General features: G+C 69.7%; 11 protein-coding genes. 7 read left to right on the top strand and 4 right to left on the bottom strand.

Features of this window, described 5'->3' with window-relative positions; all coding sequences use genetic code 11:
- The first annotated feature begins 151 nt into the window (after positions 1-151).
- From ACF07B_RS12780 to ACF07B_RS12770, 3 genes are all read left to right on the top strand, one after another.
- Complete coding sequence (locus tag ACF07B_RS12780; protein ID WP_392178957.1) at positions 152-1,978, top strand: AMP-dependent synthetase/ligase; 1,827 nt, start codon at positions 152-154, stop codon at positions 1,976-1,978.
- Positions 1,979-2,208: 230 nt separating this feature from the next.
- Positions 2,209-3,000 (top strand): aldo/keto reductase, encoded by a 792-nt coding sequence (locus tag ACF07B_RS12775; protein ID WP_384241430.1) that lies wholly within the window; start codon positions 2,209-2,211, stop codon positions 2,998-3,000.
- 217 nt (positions 3,001-3,217) lie between these two features.
- Positions 3,218-3,913, top strand: coding sequence for a glycoside hydrolase family 75 protein (locus ACF07B_RS12770; RefSeq protein WP_392178956.1), 696 nt, complete (start codon positions 3,218-3,220; stop codon positions 3,911-3,913).
- Positions 3,914-3,980: 67 nt separating this feature from the next.
- On the opposite strand, the gene ACF07B_RS12765 is transcribed toward ACF07B_RS12770, so the two are convergent.
- The 4 genes from ACF07B_RS12765 to ACF07B_RS12750 all read right to left on the bottom strand — a co-directional run bounded on the left by ACF07B_RS12765 (position 3,981) and on the right by ACF07B_RS12750 (position 9,172).
- Positions 3,981-4,682, bottom strand: a complete 702-nt coding sequence (locus tag ACF07B_RS12765; RefSeq protein WP_392178955.1) for an SDR family oxidoreductase — start codon at positions 4,680-4,682, stop codon at positions 3,981-3,983.
- 101 nt (positions 4,683-4,783) lie between these two features.
- Complete coding sequence (locus ACF07B_RS12760) at positions 4,784-5,764, bottom strand: methyltransferase domain-containing protein (RefSeq protein WP_392178954.1); 981 nt, start codon at positions 5,762-5,764, stop codon at positions 4,784-4,786.
- A gap of 196 nt (positions 5,765-5,960) precedes the next feature.
- Complete coding sequence (locus ACF07B_RS12755; RefSeq protein ID WP_392178953.1) at positions 5,961-7,682, bottom strand: glycoside hydrolase family 6 protein; 1,722 nt, start codon at positions 7,680-7,682, stop codon at positions 5,961-5,963.
- Positions 7,683-7,693: 11 nt separating this feature from the next.
- On the bottom strand, positions 7,694-9,172 hold the full coding sequence (locus ACF07B_RS12750; RefSeq protein ID WP_392178952.1) for a cellulase family glycosylhydrolase: 1,479 nt from the start codon (positions 9,170-9,172) through the stop codon (positions 7,694-7,696).
- A gap of 255 nt (positions 9,173-9,427) precedes the next feature.
- Between ACF07B_RS12750 and ACF07B_RS12745 the strand changes: the two genes are divergently transcribed.
- The 4 genes from ACF07B_RS12745 to ACF07B_RS12730 all read left to right on the top strand — a co-directional run bounded on the left by ACF07B_RS12745 (position 9,428) and on the right by ACF07B_RS12730 (position 16,317).
- Positions 9,428-12,352, top strand: coding sequence for a glycoside hydrolase family 48 protein (locus ACF07B_RS12745; RefSeq protein ID WP_392178951.1), 2,925 nt, complete (start codon positions 9,428-9,430; stop codon positions 12,350-12,352).
- Between the two features lie 141 nt (positions 12,353-12,493).
- Positions 12,494-15,154, top strand: coding sequence for a cellulose binding domain-containing protein (locus ACF07B_RS12740; RefSeq protein ID WP_392178950.1), 2,661 nt, complete (start codon positions 12,494-12,496; stop codon positions 15,152-15,154).
- 217 nt (positions 15,155-15,371) lie between these two features.
- Positions 15,372-15,872 carry a hypothetical protein gene (locus ACF07B_RS12735; protein ID WP_392179201.1) on the top strand — a complete coding sequence of 167 codons (501 nt, stop codon included), beginning with the start codon at positions 15,372-15,374 and terminating at the stop codon, positions 15,870-15,872.
- Positions 15,873-16,098: 226 nt separating this feature from the next.
- On the top strand, positions 16,099-16,317 hold the full coding sequence (locus ACF07B_RS12730; RefSeq protein ID WP_369484374.1) for a hypothetical protein: 219 nt from the start codon (positions 16,099-16,101) through the stop codon (positions 16,315-16,317).
- Positions 16,318-16,949: the final 632 nt, after the last annotated feature.

The raw sequence follows: 16,949 nt of genomic DNA, 5'->3' as shown, positions 1-16,949 counted from the left end.
TAAGGGATTCTGTCCGACCCTTCCCCTTGTGCGGCATTTCCGTGGCTGACCTGTGCGGACGCCGTACCCGTCGGCGGTTCGGCCCCCCTCCCGTCCGCTCGCGTGGTGGGGTAGCTTTCACGGCGCTGTGCGGAGGCCACGAGGAGCGGTATTGCGCGAGTTCACCAACCCCCCGTTGGCGTCGGCGCCGCCGGTGGGCGGCCTGGCCGACGCCGTGTTCGAGTATGCCCAGGTGGACCCGCTCCACGTCGCCCTCGGCCGCAAGGACGAGCAGGGACAGTGGCGCGACGTCACCTCGGCCGAGTTCCGGGACGAGGTCCTGGCGCTGGCCAAGGGCATGCTGTCCCAGGGCATCCGCTTCGGCGACCGGGTCGCCATCATGTGCCGCACCCGCTACGAGTGGACCCTCTTCGACTTCGCCCTGTGGACGATCGGCGCCCAGGTCGTGCCCATCTACCCCACCTCCTCGGCCGAGCAGGTCTTCTGGATGCTGCACGACGCCCAGGTGTCGGCGGTCATGGTGGAGCACGAGGACCACGCGATGACCATCGCCACGGTCGTCGACCGGCTGCCCCAGCTGCACAAGCTGTGGCAGCTCGACGTGGGCGCGGTGCACGAGCTGTACGAGGCGGGCGCGCACATCGACGACGAGGTGGTCCACCGGCACCGCCGCGCGGTCACCCCCGACTCCATCGCGACGATCATCTACACCTCCGGCACCACAGGGCGCCCCAAGGGCTGTGTCATCTCGCACGCGAACTTCATGTTCGAGGCGGACACCGTCATCGAGCGCTGGGAGCCCGTGTTCCACTCCAAGCGCGGCGACGAGGCGACCACCCTGCTGTTCCTGCCGCTCGCCCACGTCTTCGGGCGGATGGTGCAGATCGCCGCGTTCCGCGGGCGGGTCAAGTTCGGGCACCAGCCCCAGCTCAACGCGTCCGCGCTGCTGCCGGACCTCGCCGCGTTCCGGCCCACCTTCTTCCTGGCCGTGCCGTACATCTTCGAGAAGGTCTTCAACGCCGCGCGCCGCAAGGCCGAGAAGGAGGGCAGGTCCGCGCCCTTCGAGAAGGCCGTGGACATCGCCGTGCGCTACGCCGACGCCGTCGAGTCCAAGGCGTGGGGCATCGGCCCGGGCCCCTCGGCGAGCCTGCGGATGCAGCACCAGGTCTTCGACAAGCTCGTCTACTCCAAGGTGCGGGCCGCCATGGGCGGCCGGGTCAGACACGCGATGTCGGGCGGTTCGGCGATGGACCGGCGGCTCGGGCTGTTCTTCGCGGGCGCCGGCGTCACCATCTACGAGGGGTACGGACTCACCGAGTCCACGGCCGCCGCCACCGCCAACCCGCCCGAGCTCACCCGGTTCGGCACCGTCGGGCAGGCGATCCCCGGCACCACCGTGCACATCGCGGACGACGGCGAGATCTGGCTGAACGGCGGCAACGTGTTCCAGGGCTACCTGAACAACGACAAGGCCACCGACGCCACCCTGCACGACGGCTGGCTGGCCACCGGGGACCTCGGGTCCCTGGACGAGGACGGCTACCTCACGATCACCGGCCGCAAGAAGGAGATCCTGGTGACCTCCGGCGGCAAGAGCGTCTCGCCCGGCGTGCTGGAGGAGCGGGTGCGGGACCATCCGCTGGTCGCGCAGTGCATAGTGGTCGGCAACGACCGGCCCTACATCGCCGCGCTCGTCACCCTGGACTCCGAGGCCGTCGAGCACTGGCTCCAGATGCGCGGCAAGCCTCCGCTGTCCGCCGGCGATCTGGTGCGCGACCCGGATCTGGAGACCGAGGTGCGGCGCGCCGTGGTCGCCGCGAACACGCTCGTCTCGCAGGCCGAGTCGATCCGCACGTTCCGGATACTGGCCAACCAGTTCACCGAGGAACACGGCCTGCTGACGCCGTCGCTGAAGCTGAAGCGCAAGGCGATCGAGAAGGCGTACGCGACCGAGGTCGAGGCGCTCTACCGGACGTGACCCCGGGCGGGCCGCGGGGCAGGAGCGCAGAGGCCCGGATCGGTCTCCGGCGCAAGCGTCGGCGTGATTGATCGGACTATTTCAGCCAATCTTCGATTCCCCGCGCCCGGAGCCCGGTCAGGAATGCATCACGGCCCGTGATCGTTGACGATACGGATACCACCCGACGACTTAAGGATCGAGAGCTCGTGAGCAAGGTCCCCCCGATCATCCTGAACAACGGCGTCGAGATGCCGCAGCTGGGCTTCGGCGTCTGGCAGGTGCCGGACGACGAGGCGGAGCGGGCGGTCGCCACCGCACTGGAGTCCGGGTACCGCAGCATCGACACAGCGGCGATCTACGGCAACGAAGAGGGCACCGGCAAGGCCGTCAACTCCTCCGGCATCGCCCGCGAGGAGCTCTTCGTCACCACCAAGCTGTGGAACAGCGACCAGGGTTACGACTCCACCCTGCGCGCCTTCGACACCTCGCTGGACAAGCTCGGCCTGGACTACGTCGACCTGTACCTGATCCACTGGCCGACGCCGTCCAAGGGCGCGTACGTCGACACGTTCAAGGCGTTCGAGAAGATCTACGCCGACGGCCGTGCCAAGGCCATCGGCACCTCGAACTTCCTGCCGGAGCACCTGGCGAAGCTGATCGACGAGACGTCCGTCATCCCGGCCGTCAACCAGATCGAGCTGCACCCGCACCTCCAGCAGCGCGCGGCCCGCGAGTTCCACGCCGAGCAGGGCATCGCGACCGAGGCCTGGTCGCCGCTCGGCCAGGGCAAGGGCCTCCTGGAGGTCCCGGCGATCGTCGCCATCGCCCAGAAGCACGGCCGCACCCCGGCCCAGATCGTCCTGCGCTGGCACCTCCAGCTGGGCAACGTCGTGATCCCGAAGTCCGTGACCCCGTCCCGGATCAAGGAGAACATCGACGTCTTCGAGTTCTCCCTGGACACCGAGGACATCGCGGCGATCTCGGCACTGAACGAGGACCGCCGTCTGGGCCCCGACCCGGCCACGTTCGACATCGGCTGACCGGCCCGCCCGCTGCGGCGCGCCGGCCGGCCCGGCCGGCACCAAGCCGCCGACACCAAGCCGCCGGCCCGGATGCTCATCGCATCCGGGCCGGCGGCTTTTTCGTGCCCCTTGGACCGGACCAACCCGGGGACAGGTCTTGACGCGGTCATGCAAGCGGGGCCACTTTGTAGGCAACCCGGTAAGGAAAGTTTCCTAACAGAAGGGTTCCCCCACAGTGCGCACTCGAACACTGACCCTGTCCGCGGCCGTCGGAGCGGCGCTGCTCGCCGTCACCGCGCTCCCGGCCGGCGCAACGGGCACAGCCAACCCCCGCTCGACGCAGGAGGGTTCGGTCAGCGCGGCCGCCCTCCTCGCCAAGGTGACGTCCTGCTCACAGATATCGAGCGGCAAGTACAGGACCGACGAGGAGACTTCGGCCACCGTCCCCGTCTGCGGCAAGAACGGCGCCGTGTTCTGGAAGGCCGACCTGGACATCGACTGCGACGGCCAGGTCACCGCCAAGTGCAACGGCGACACCGACCCCTGGTTCCAGGACGACACGGCCTTCCACCAGTCCGACGGCCGGCCGCTGCGCGCCGACTCGCTGCCCTACGTCGTCGTGCCGAGCACCAGCGGCATCTGGAAGTACACGAGTTCGGGCATCAAGGGCGGCGGCGTGGTCGCCGTCGTCTACAACGGCAAGGTCGAGTACGCGGTGGTCGGCGACACCGGACCGACGCAGATCATCGGTGAGGCGTCGTACGCCACGGCGAACGCGCTCGGCATCGACCCCGACCCCGAGACGGGCGGGACCGACTCGGGCGTGACGTACATCCTGTTCAAGAACGCGCAGGTGTCCCCCATCGAGAGCCACAGCGCGGCCGTGTCGCTCGGGGACTCACTGGCCAGGCAGTTCCTCGCCAACAACTGAGAGTCCGAGGGACGGGGACGGCCCGGGGGGCGGCTCGGGGGCGGGGAGACCCGCCCCCGGGCGGGGATCAGACGGGCTGGCCGATCGGGCGGACGACGACCGTGTTCACGTCGACACCCGTCGGCTGCCCGACCGCCCAGACGATCGAGTCGGCGAGCTGGTCCGCCGTCAGGAGCTGCCCCGGCGGGAGGCTGCCGTAGCTGTCCCAGAACGGCGTCTCCACGCGGCCGGGCGACACCAGGGTCACGCCCACGCCGTACTCGGTGACCTGGCGCCTGGTGTTCTCGGCGAGCCCGGTCACCGCCCACTTGGTCGCGCCGTAGATGTTGCCGGGCGTGTTCACATGCCCGGCGACACTGCCGATCAGGACGATGCGGCCGCGGGACTCCTTCAGCGCGTCGATGGACGCCCTGATGAGCAGCGCGGGCCCCAGCACATTGGTCAGCACCATCTCGGACCAGCCGGCGGGGTCCCCGTCCGCGACCGTGTCGTGGGTGGCGAACCCCGCGTTGGCGACGACGATGTCGATCCGCCCGAACTCCTTGAGCGTCGCCTCGACCGCGGCCCTCACCTGGTCGTACTCGGCCGCGTGTCCGACGATCGTCAACAGCCCCTCGGGGCGGCCGAGTTCCTCGGCGAAGGCGTTCAGCCGTTCCTCTCCGCGACCGGTGACGGCCACCCGGTGCCCGGCGTCGAGCAGCCTGCGGGCGACGGCGGCTCCGATGCCGCTTCCGCCCCCGGTGATGAGCGCGACAGGAGAATCGGTCATGGCGTACCCCCAGGAGTGACCGGCCCGGAGCGGGCCGACCGTGCGTCGGACTCCGGGAGTTCATCACTTGGAGCACGCTCGATGTCAAGGTCCGCCGGGAACTACTCCGGCTTGACGCCCACGTACACCGTCATCGCCGTCAGGAGGAACACGTCCGAGCGGTGGTGCACGCTCGCCTTGTCGTCCGGATCGAGGAGCCGGTCGAGCGCCGCGAGGTCCTCGGCGTCGAGCCCCTCGGCGAGACCCTCCCGCCTGCGGGTGAGAGCGGTGACGACGAAGGAGCGGGCCTCGTCCGAGACCGGGGCGGGAAGATCGAGCAGGAAGGTGCGGGTCGCCGTGTGGCGCAGCCCGACGGCGTTGAGCAGGGCGGCCCAGTCCTCCGTCTCCGCCACCGATCCGGGCAGCTCGGCCCGCATCCGGGTGAACCACTCGTCGTGCACCGCGTCGATGCGGGCCTCCAGGCCGGGCCGGCCGATGCCGGTGTCGCGCGGGAGGAAACGCGTCGGCAGACCGCCTTCCAGCAGGGCGAGGGTGCCGCCGGGGGCGAGGCTGCGGACGAAGCCGGTGAGGGCGGCCCGCTGGTCGCCGACATGGTGCAGCGACCTACTGGCCCACAGCAGGTCCGCGGGGTACTCCAGGTCACCCACGCCCTCGGAGAGTTCGGCCTCGATCGTGCTGAACCGGTCGGCGAAGCCGAGCCGCCCGGCACGGGCGCGGGCCTCCGCCAGCAGGGTCTCGGCGCCGTCCACGGCGACGACCCGCGCACCGGGGAACCTCTCGGCGAGCAGGCCGGAGATGACCCCGGGACCGCTGCCCGCGTCCACGATCAGCCCGGGATCGGGCCGCTGCTCCCGCAGCCACTCGGTGGCTTGGCGGTACGCCGGGCTGAACAGCTCCGCCTCCTGCACCAGCATGGGCAGCATCTGGGAGAAGTCCACGTGGGTGTGGTCGTGGGAGCCGCCCTGCCCGTGACCGTGGCTCGGCCCGGAGCCGGGGTGCCCGCCGTGCTCGTGCGCCCCGCCCTGGTGGTGCGCGGGGCCGTAGCCGCTGCCGTGGTCGTGGTCGTGGTCCTGCGCCGCCATGGGACAAGCCTCTCTCTCGGGATGAGGACAGCCTGCTCCGCCACTCCCGGAAACGGCCAGTCGTGTTGCTCTAACAGCAAAAAAGAAGGGCGAGCGCCACCGGAGGACCGGGGCTCCGCCCGACGGCGGTGTTCGCGGTCCGCCAGGGGCTGGGGAAGGGAAGCCGACCCCTGGCGGACCGCACGCGGTCAGCCGGTCACAGTGCCGGGTACGCGTTCTTCATGAGCTCCTGGAACTGCGCGGAGAACCAGTGCCCGGAGAGCGGGGCGTTCGGCAGCGCGCCGGAGAGGCTGTTCCCGTTGCGGGCGTTGCCCGTGTACGTCGGGTCGCACATCCGGTCGAAGCCCTTGCCCTCGTCGTTCGCGATCGCCGAGCTGGAGCCGTCGGACTCGCCCGGAGGCTTCATCCACACGTAGGCGTCGATGCCGGTCGCCGGTGCCGCCTTCGGCCGCTCGCCGAGGCCCGCGCCCGACTGGTTGCACCAGTTGCCGATGTGGATACGGCGGTCGTAGCGCCCTCCGTCGACATAGGTGTCGACGCTGGTCGTCGCGCCGGGGCCGCCGGGCCGCGCGGTCCCGCCCCAGCCGTTCCTGGAGGTGTCGATCAGCATGCCGATACCGGAGTTGAATCCGACCGAGACGAGCTGGGTGCGGAAGGCCTGCGCGAAGGAGAGCTCGTCGACATAGCGGTTCCAGTCCACCCACTTGGACTGGCGCACCGAGGTGCCGTTCACCGTGTCGTTGATGGTGAAGTTGTTCTCCTTGAGCGCGCTGTAGTTCGCCGTGTTGGTGATGAAGCCCGCCACGTCGTCGACGGTCGCGCCCTCGGCGGTCGCCGCCTGCTTGAAGATGGTGGCGGCGGGGGCGAAGTTGTCGTCCCAGCCGAGCCATCCGTGGTGGCCGGCGTCGAGGTAGTTGTAGACGTTCGGGATCGCGCCGAGCTTGGCGAGCGCGTAGCCGACACCCTTCACGTAGTTGCCGTTGGCCAGCATGGTGTCGCAGTTGGCCGTCGCGGTCGCGCGGCTGCCGGTGTTGGTGACGAGGTTCGGCAGCGAGTCGATCTCGATGGTCGTGACGATGCGCAGCGAGGCGTACTTGCTGTCGGCGAGGATCGCCGCGATCGGGTCGATGAACTGTGCCTTGTACTTGTCGATCTCCGTGGCGCCGAGTTCGCCGTTGGAGGCGAGGGCGGCGCAGTCCCGTCCGGGCAGGTCGTAGACGACGAGCTGGACGACCTCTTCGCCGCTGCCCTTCTGGGCGAGCGCCGCGTCGAGGTGGGCGCGCAGGCCCATGCTGGTGGACGAGCCGTTGATCGCCGCTATCCGGTCGAGCCAGACGCCGGTGGGCTGGTTGGAGATCCGGCTGCCGCCGCTCTCGGCGGCGGCCTTCGCCGACCATTCCGGGTTCACGTACACCTTGGCGCCGGAGTACGGGTTGTCGACGCGGGTGCCGGTGCCGCCGCCTCCCCCGCCGCCCCCTCCGCCGCCTCCGTCATCGACGTTGCAGGTGACGCCGTCGAGGGTGAAGGAGGTCGGGAGCGCGTTGGTGCCGCTGTAGGAGCCGTTGAAGCCGAAGCTCACCGAACTCCCGGTCGCCAGTGTCCCGTTGTACGTCTCGTTGGCCGCGGTGACGGCCGTCCCGCTCTGGGTGATCTTCGCGTTCCAGCCGGAGGTGACCTTCTGGTTCCCGGCGTACGACCACTTGACCGCCCAGGAGGACTTGGCGGCGCTGTTGTTGGTGACGGTGACGGCGGCGGTGAAGCCGGTGTCCCACTGGCTCTGCACCTTGTAGTCGACGGTGCAGGGAATGGAGGCGACGGCGTTGGTGCCGACGTCGGCCGGGACGGCCGCGGCGGCTCCGCCGGCCCCCGCGGCGATCAGGGCGAGCGCCCCGAGAATGGCTGTTCGTGCACGGCTCATGTGCGGGTTCCTTATCCGTTGAGGGCGCGCAGGTGGTCGCGCAGCCCGATGCCGTAGGACGTCGGAGTTCCGTCGTAGTTCGAGATCAGCGACGGACCTGAGGAACAGTCCCAGGTGTTCCAGGTCCAGCCGAGATAGGACAGGCCCCGGTCGTCGAACCACTTCATGACGGTGTCGACGAAGGCGTGGGAGCAGGTGTTCTCCCCGATCTCCCCGGCCACGAGGGGCACTTGGGCGGCAACGGGGGCGAGGGTCGAGTTCCAGCAGCTCTCACTCGCGCAGGTGTTGAAGTTGTAGACGTGGTACGCGGCGACGAGATTGCCCGTCGGATCGCTGGGCCTGTACGTCAGCCACTGGCTCAGGTCGTTGGAGTACGCGAGACCGCCGGCCAGGATCAGGTTCTTGGCGCCGGTGCCGCGAACGGCGTCGACCAGGTCCTGCATTCCGGCGACCTCGTAGGAGATGCCGGGGCAGGTTCCGCCGTCGCGCCAGCAGGTCCACGCCTGGGCGGTCGTGGAGGTCGCGCGGTCGGGGTAGGGCTCGTTGAACAGGTCGAACGCGACGGCCGGGTCGTCCTTGAAGGTGCTCGCGACCGAGGCCCAGAAGGACGGGGTGTACTGCGCGTCGGGCATCGGCTTCTGGCAGGTGGCGTGCACGTCGGCGCAGCCCGCCGAGTTGCCGGTGTACTGGCCGTACGTCCAGTGCAGTTCGACGAGCGGGGTCATGCCGTGCGCCTCGACCTTGGCCACCAGGTCCTTGACCGCGGCGATGTAGTTGGCGCCGGCGTACTCCGGTTTGATGTTGGACAGGCCGAGCCAGCACTCCTCGTTCAGCGGAATGCGGACCGTGTTGACCTTCCAGTCGGCGATCGCCTTGACCGAGGCGTCGTCGACGGGACCGTCGAAGAAGCCGTAGCCCTGGACACACATGAACTCGCCGCCGGAGCGGTTGACCCCGAGCATCCTGCGGGTGGCTCCGGCGGAGTCGACCAGCTTGTTGCCCGAGACGTGCAGCTTCGGCGCCTCACCGCCGGTCGGCGGCGGGTCGGTCGGGGTGGGTGTGGGCGTCGGCTGCGTGTCCACATTGCAGGTGGTGCCGTTGAGCTTGAAGGCCGTCGGCACCGCGTTGCTTCCCGACCAGGAGGCGAGGAACCCGGCGCTGACGCTCGCGCCGCTCGCGAGCGAGCCGTTCCAGCTCTCGTTGGACGCGGTCACCGTCGTACCGGACTGGGACCACTTGGCGTTCCAGCCCTGGGTGACCTTCTGACCGGCGGCGAAGTCGAAGCCGAGGCTCCAACCGCTCAGCGCGGCCATGTTGTTGGTGATTTTCACGGCGCCCTGGAAGCCGGTGTCCCACTGGCCGGTGACCGAATACTCCACCGTGCACGCGGGAGTTGCTCCCGAGGCCGTGACGACCGGCGCGACAGCCGTGCCCACGAGGGCGACCGCGGCGCCGATCACTAAAAGAGACAAACGCGGGGGGTGACGCATGAAGCGACTCCTTGCAGATCTGGCGCGCCTTGATCGACACGTCGACTGATGGAACCGCTCCCACTGGTGCCGATGAAGCTAGCGCCAACTTCCGTTGTTGCACAGAGGAGTTGCACTGTTGATCAATCGAATCATTTCGACTCTTCAAGCACCTTGACCCCTCACACCCCTCTCTCCAATATGGGAGCGCTCCCACTGGTTCAAGGCTTGTTGCTCCTCCCCCCATTCTCCGAGCCGCAAGGAGGAACCAGCACCATGGATCCCAGCCCTCGATGGAGACGTCGCCGCAGCTCACGGCGCCTGTGGACCGCTGTAGTGGCGGCTCTGGCCCTTCCGCTCGCGACTCTGGCGACCGGTACGACTCCCGCACACGCGGCCACGGTTCAATGCAGCGTCGACTACAAGACCAACGACTGGGGCTCCGGCTTCACCGCGGATCTGACGATCACCAACCGGGGCGCCGAGGCCATCAGCGGCTGGACCCTGACCTACGCCTACACGGGCAACCAGACCCTCACCAACGGCTGGAACGGCACCTGGTCCCAGTCCGGCAAGACGGTCACCGCGAAGAACGCCTCGTGGAACGGGACGATCGGCGCCGGGACCGCCGTGACCACCGGCGCGCAGTTCACCTACAGCGGCACCAACACCGCCCCCGCGTCCTACGCCGTCAACGGCACCACCTGCGCCGGCGCGCACCAGCCGCCGCTCACCGTGCTGACCAGCCCGGTTGCGGGCGCCGTCTACACCCAGGGCGACGCCGTCCCGATGGCCGCGACCGCGGCGGCGGCCGACGGAGCGACCATCACCAAGGTCGAGTTCTACGACGACACGACCCTGCTCGGCACCGACACCAGCTCGCCGTACACGCTGTCGGCGTCCGGACTGGCCGTGGGCAGTCATTCCGTCGTCGCGAAGGCGTACGACAGCCTGGGTGCCTCGGCGGAGTCCGTGCCGGCCGGCATCACGGTCGCCTCGGGTCCGGCGATCGTCGCCTCACCGACCCAACTCGGCGTGCAGCAGGGCAAGTCGGGGACGTTCGCGGTCAAGCTCTCGACCCAGCCGAGCGCCAACGTGACGGTCGCGGTGGCCCGCACGGACGGCAACACCGGACTGTCCGTCACCGGCGGTTCGAGTCTGACGTTCACTCCGTCCAACTGGAACACCGCCCAGACGGTGACGATCACCGCCGACGCCTCGGGCACCGGGGCCGCGACCTTCACGGCCTCGGCGACCGGTCAGGCCAAGGCCACGGTCACCGTGACGGAACTGGCCGCGTCGAAGGCGTACGACGCGCGCTTCCTGGACCTCTACGGCAAGATCACCAACCCGGCGAACGGCTACTTCTCCCCCGAGGGCATTCCCTATCACTCGGTGGAGACGCTGATCGTCGAGGCCCCGGACCAGGGACACGAGACGACGTCCGAGGCGTACAGCTATCTGATCTGGCTCCAGGCGATGTACGGGAAGGTCACCGGCGACTGGTCGAAGTTCAACGCCGCGTGGACGACCATGGAGACGTACATGATCCCCACGCACGCCGACCAGCCCACGAACTCCTTCTACAACGCCTCCAAGCCGGCCACCTACGCGCCCGAGCTGGACACTCCGAACGAGTACCCGGCCAAGCTCGACACCGGTGTATCGGTCGGTCCGGACCCGATCGCCTCCGAGCTGAAGAGTGCGTACGGCACGGACGACGTGTACGGCATGCACTGGCTCCAGGACGTGGACAACACCTACGGCTACGGCAACGAGCCCGGCAAGTGCGAGGCCGGTCCGACCGCCACGGGCCCGTCGTACATCAACACCTTCCAGCGCGGCGCGCAGGAGTCGGTGTGGGAGACGGTGCCGCAGCCGACCTGTGACGCCTTCAAGTACGGCGGGAAGAACGGATACTTGGACCTCTTCACCGGGGACTCCTCGTACGCCAAGCAGTGGAAGTACACGGACGCCCCGGACGCCGACGCGCGTGCGGTGCAGGCCGCGTACTGGGCCGACGTGTGGGCCAAGGCCCAGGGCAAGAGCGCCGACGTGTCGGCGACCGTCGGCAAGGCGGCGAAGATGGGCGACTACCTGCGCTACGCCATGTACGACAAGTACTTCAAGAAAATAGGCAATTGCGTCGGCCCGTCGACCTGCGCCGCGGGTACCGGCAAGGACGCCTCGCACTACCTGCTCTCCTGGTACTACGCCTGGGGCGGCGCGAACGACACCTCGGCGGGCTGGGCCTGGCGCATCGGATCCAGCCACACCCACGGCGGCTACCAGAACCCGCTGGCCGCCTACGCGCTCAGCAGCAACGCCGACCTGAAGCCCAAGTCGGCGACCGGCGCCTCGGACTGGGCCACCTCGCTGACCCGGCAGCTGGAGTTCTACCGCTGGCTCCAGTCGAGCGAGGGCGCCATCGCGGGCGGCGCGACCAACAGCTGGGCCGGCCGCTACGCGACGCCCCCCACCGGGACGCCGACCTTCTACGGCATGTACTACGACCAGCAGCCGGTGTACCACGACCCGCCGTCCAACCAGTGGTTCGGCTTCCAGGCGTGGTCCATGGAGCGGGTCGCCGAGTACTACCAGCAGACGGGGAACGCGAGCGCCAAGGCGGTCCTCGACAAGTGGGTCACGTGGGCGCTGTCCAAGACCACGATCAACCCGGACGGCACCTACCAGATCCCCTCCACCCTCCAGTGGTCCGGCGCACCGGACACCTGGAACGCCTCAAGTCCCGGCGCCAACACCGGACTTCATGTCACCGTCGCCGACTACACGAACGACGTGGGGGTGGCCGCCGCGTACGCCAAGACCCTGTCGTACTACGCCGCCAAGTCCGGCAACACCCAGGCGAAGACGACGGCCAAGGCGCTCCTGGACGGCATGTGGAACAACTACCAGGACGGTCTGGGCATCGCCGTCCCGGAGACCCGCGCCGACTACAACCGCTTCGACGACAGCGTGTACGTGCCGAGCACCTTCACCGGCACGATGCCGAACGGTGACGCGGTCAACTCCGCCTCCACTTTCGCCTCACTGCGGTCCTTCTACAAGAACGACCCGGCCTGGTCGAAGATCCAGAGCTATCTGGCGGGCGGCGCCGCGCCCTCCTTCACGTATCACCGGTTCTGGGCGCAGGCGGACATCGCCCTCGCCATGGGTTCGTACGCGGAGCTTCTCGAATAGTCCCCGCTGTGGCTCCGGGTACGCGGTCCTGTCCCTGACGGCAGGGCCACCGGCCGGGCGGTCCCTCACCGCACTGAGGGCCGCCCGGCCGTCCTTTCGTCCCTTCCCGACTCCTCCTGCGCACCGGAGAGGACTCCCCCCGTGCGAAGAACACGCATCCTCACGGCCGTACTCGCCCTCGCCGCCGGGCTCTTGGCCGGCACCCCGCCCGCACTGGCCGCGAGCACCCCCACGACGACGGTCGCGGCCGACACGTACACCTGGAAGAACGCCCGTGTCGACGGCGGCGGCTTCGTCCCCGGCATCGTCTTCAACCGCTCCGAGAAGAACCTCGCCTACGCCCGTACGGACATCGGCGGCGCCTACCGGTGGGTGCAGGCGACGAAGAGCTGGACGCCGCTGCTCGACTCGGTCGGCTGGAACGAGTGGGGCCACTCGGGAGTGGTCAGTCTCGCCTCCGACTCCGTCGCCCCGGACAAGGTGTACGCGGCCGTCGGCACGTACACCAACAGCTGGGACCCGACCAACGGGGCCGTGCTGCGCTCCGCCGACCGGGGCGCGAGCTGGCAGAAGACCGACCTGCCCTTCAAGCTGGGCGGCAACATGCCCGGACGGGGCATGGGCGAGCGGCTGGCCGTCGACCCCCGCAGGAACAGCGTGCTGTATCTCGGCGCGCCCAGCGGCAAGGGGCTGTGGCGGTCCACCGACTCCGGAGTGACCTGGTCACAGGTCACCAGCTTCCCCAACCCCGGCAACTACGTCCAGGACGCGACGGACACCAGCGGCTACGCCTCCGACAACCAGGGCGTCGTCTGGGTCACCTTCGACGAGCCGACCGGTACCTCGGGCAGCGCCACGCAGACGATCTACGTGGGGGTCGCCGACAAGGACAACGCGGTCTACCGCTCGACGGACGGCGGGGCGACCTGGTCCAGGCTCGCCGGCCAGCCGACCGGTCACCTCGCCCACAAGGGTGTCCTCGACGCGGCGAACGGCTACCTCTACCTCGCCTACAGCGACACGGGCGGCCCGTACGACGGCGGCAAGGGCCAGTTGTGGCGGTACGCGACGAAGACCGGGACGTGGACGGACATCAGCCCGGTGGCGGAGGCCGACACCTATTACGGCTTCAGCGGGCTGAGTGTCGACCGGCAGCACCCGGGCACCGTGATGGCGACGGCGTACAGCTCCTGGTGGCCGGACACCCAGATCTTCCGGTCCACGGACAGCGGCGGGACCTGGACCAAGGCGTGGGACTACACGTCGTATCCCAACCGCTCGAACCGCTACACGATGGACGTCTCGTCGGTGCCCTGGCTCACCTTCGGCGCGAATCCCTCGCCGCCCGAACAGACGCCCAAGCTCGGCTGGATGACCGAGGGGCTGGAGATCGACCCGTTCGACTCCGCCCGGATGATGTACGGGACGGGCGCCACGATCTACGGCACCGAGAACCTCACCAACTGGGACACCGGAAGCCAGTTCACCGTCAAGCCCATGGTCCAGGGGCTGGAGGAGACGGCCGTCAACGACCTCGCCTCTCCCCCGTCGGGTGCTCCGCTGCTCAGCGCGCTCGGTGACATCGGCGGCTTCCGGCACACGGATCTCACCAAGGTCCCGTCGATGATGTACACCTCGCCGAACCTCACCAGCACGACCAGCCTCGACTTCGCCGAGACCAACCCGAACACGGTGGTCCGCGTCGGCAACCTCGACTCCGGGCCGCACATCGGCTTCTCGACGGACAACGGCGCCAACTGGTTCGCGGGCAGCGACCCTTCGGGTGTCACCGGCGGCGGAACGGTCGCCGCGGCCTCCGACGGCAGCCGCTTCGTGTGGAGCCCGGCGGGCACCGGGGTGCAGTACACCACCGGGTTCGGTACGTCGTGGTCCGCGTCGAGCGGTATCCCCGCGGGCGCGGTCGTCGAGTCGGACCGGGCCGATCCGAAGACCTTCTACGGCTTCAAGTCGGGCACGTTCTACGTCAGTTCGGACGGCGGCGCGACCTTCACGGCGTCCTCGGCCGCCCATCTGCCCGGCGGGGACAGTGTGCGCTTCAAGGCGCTGCCAGGCACCAAGGGCGACGTGTGGCTCGCGGGCGGCGCGAGCGACGGGGCGTACGGGCTGTGGCACTCGACGGACGGCGGCGTGAACTTCACCAAGCTGTCGAATGTCGAGCAGGCCGACACCGTCGGCTTCGGCAAGGCGGCGACCGGAGCCTCGTACCAGACGCTCTACACCAGCGCGAAGATCGGGGGCGTACGCGGGATCTTCCGCTCCACCGACAAGGGCGCGAGCTGGACGCGGATCAACGACGACGCCCACCAGTGGGGTTGGACCGGCGCGGCCATCACCGGGGACCCGCGCGTCTACGGACGTGTGTACGTCGCGACGAACGGGCGCGGGATCGTCTACGGCGACACGTCGGACACCGGGGGTGGTGACGGGGGCGGCGGTACGGACCCGACACCTCCCTCGACGGGGGCCTGCACGGTCACGTACAAGATCACGAACCAGTGGCAGGGCGGCTTCCAGGCCGACGTGACTCTCACCAACACCGGCTCCACGGCCTGGAGTGGCTGGAACCTGGGCTGGTCCTTCTCCGACGGCCAGAAGGTCACGCAGCTCTGGAACGCCGACTACACCCAGTCGGGGGTGACGGTGACGGCGAAGAACGTCGGCTGGAACGCGAACGTGGCGGCGGGTTCGACGGTCGCCTTCGGCTTCACGGGGAGCTGGACGGGGGCGAACACGAAACCGACGGCCTTCAAGCTGGGGGATGAGTCCTGTGCGGTGAGTTGAGCCCCTGAACCGCCTCCGTCGGGGGTGCCCGTCCGCCGGCCTCACGGGGTCGGACGGGTGCCCCCGAGCGGCCCGGACGCCCGCGATGATCACAACTACGTCACCCCCTTCACCCATACCTCACACTTTCTTCACATCCCTCGATATCGTCACCCCACCACGAACCATCCCTGGGGGGACCATGTCGCACGACAAGCCGCCGTACGAGCACGAGCGGATGCCTGTAGCAGCCGGATCCGCGCCGGAGCCGACGAGGGCCCGTAAGGCACGAAGGCGCCACCTGCTGCCGGTGATCGCCGTCGCGGTCCTCCTCGGCGTCGGCGCCTGCGGCACCGGCAGTGGCGACGACAAGAGCGGCACCACGAAGGTCGCGGCCGCCAAGGTGCGGCCCACCGTCACTGTCACCGCGACGGCGACGGCGACCGCGACGGTGACCGCGGAGCCGGAACCGGCACCGACGGTGACCGCGACGAAGACCGTCAAGGTGAAGGTCACCGTCACCGCGCACGCCGCCTCGAACAACGGCTCCGGCGGCAGCACGACCAGCGGCGGCGGAACCGGCGTCAGCACCTGCTCGATCAAGTCGAACGCCGGCAACTGCTATGCGGCGGGCCAGTTCTGCCGCAACAGCGACCACGGCGCCAGCACGACCACCGCGGGCGGCACGAGGATCACCTGCTCGTACCGCTCCAACGCGTGGCGCTGGACCTATAGCTGACAGCCGCCCGGCGGGACCGCGCGAAGCACCGGCGGCCCGGGACAGCAGCAGGCCCCGCACCGGGCATCACTCCGGGCGGGGCCTCAGCAGCATCCCCGACTTGCTCGGAACGGATGCCTGTGCGACTACCGTAACCGGCGCCACCGACAACAGCCCGGCCCGCCCGCCGGCGTCGCCGTCCACCGGCGCACGTACCCCTTCCCAGCAGGAGAGGCAGTGGGGCCCCATGACGCATCAGCAGGTTCTCGCGCAGTCCGTCCGCGCACTCGGCGGCACCTGGGACACCCAGCGGGCGGTCACCGCGCTCCGGGACGCCGGGATCGGCGACGGGGACCGGATCCAGCAGGAGAAGCGGGCGCGGCGGGCGCTCCGCGACCTCGCGGAGGCCGGCCTCCTCGTGAAGACCGACCCGGACAGCGCCACGTACCGTCTCGCCGATCAGTAGACACCCGGCACCAGGGCCCTGCCCTGCCGGCCGCGGGGCCGGCTCCGTCGTGCGCGAGACGGCGCGACGGACGGCCCGGGCGGGTCGAGGGCAGCCGCGAAACCTCCCGTGGGGAGCCGGGAGGAGCGGCGGGCCGGCCGGAACCGCGGTTCAGGCAGGACCCGTGCGGAGGCCGACACCCAGGAGCTGTGGAACCCGCACGCCCAACGATGCACCACAATCGGCCACCCGGATAGACCATGGCCGGAAGTTGCTGCCGACCCACCGCGAGCAAGAGGGCCATCGGCGGCGACCGGACACGTGGCCCGGCTCAAGGCGGCCCGAAGGCAGGGCTCACGCCTCGTCGCGAAGCCGGGCACTGGGCCGAGTGCCGGCGTACGGGGGTGCGGTGCGCGATACCGGAGACCGGCCCGCGTCACAGTCGGGCCGGGCTCCGGCACATACGAGCCTACAAGGCGCCGCCGCCGGGGACGGGCCCGCACCGGCCGCCGTGGGACGGCAGGCCCGGACCCCCGGCAGACACAGGTCGCGGTGGGGCTCCGGCGGGGGCGGGGGGGCCCCCCGGCCGGTGCGCCGCGGCGGGGCGTAAGCGGGTGACCGCGGGTTAACCCCCGGTGGCGGGGGCGTCGCCA

This window comes from Streptomyces sp. NPDC015532 (genome assembly GCF_043078065.1).
GTDB lineage: Bacteria > Actinomycetota > Actinomycetes > Streptomycetales > Streptomycetaceae > Streptomyces.
The sequence above is the reverse complement of the archived record's forward strand: the minus strand, read 5'-3'. Positions and strand labels throughout refer to the sequence as shown.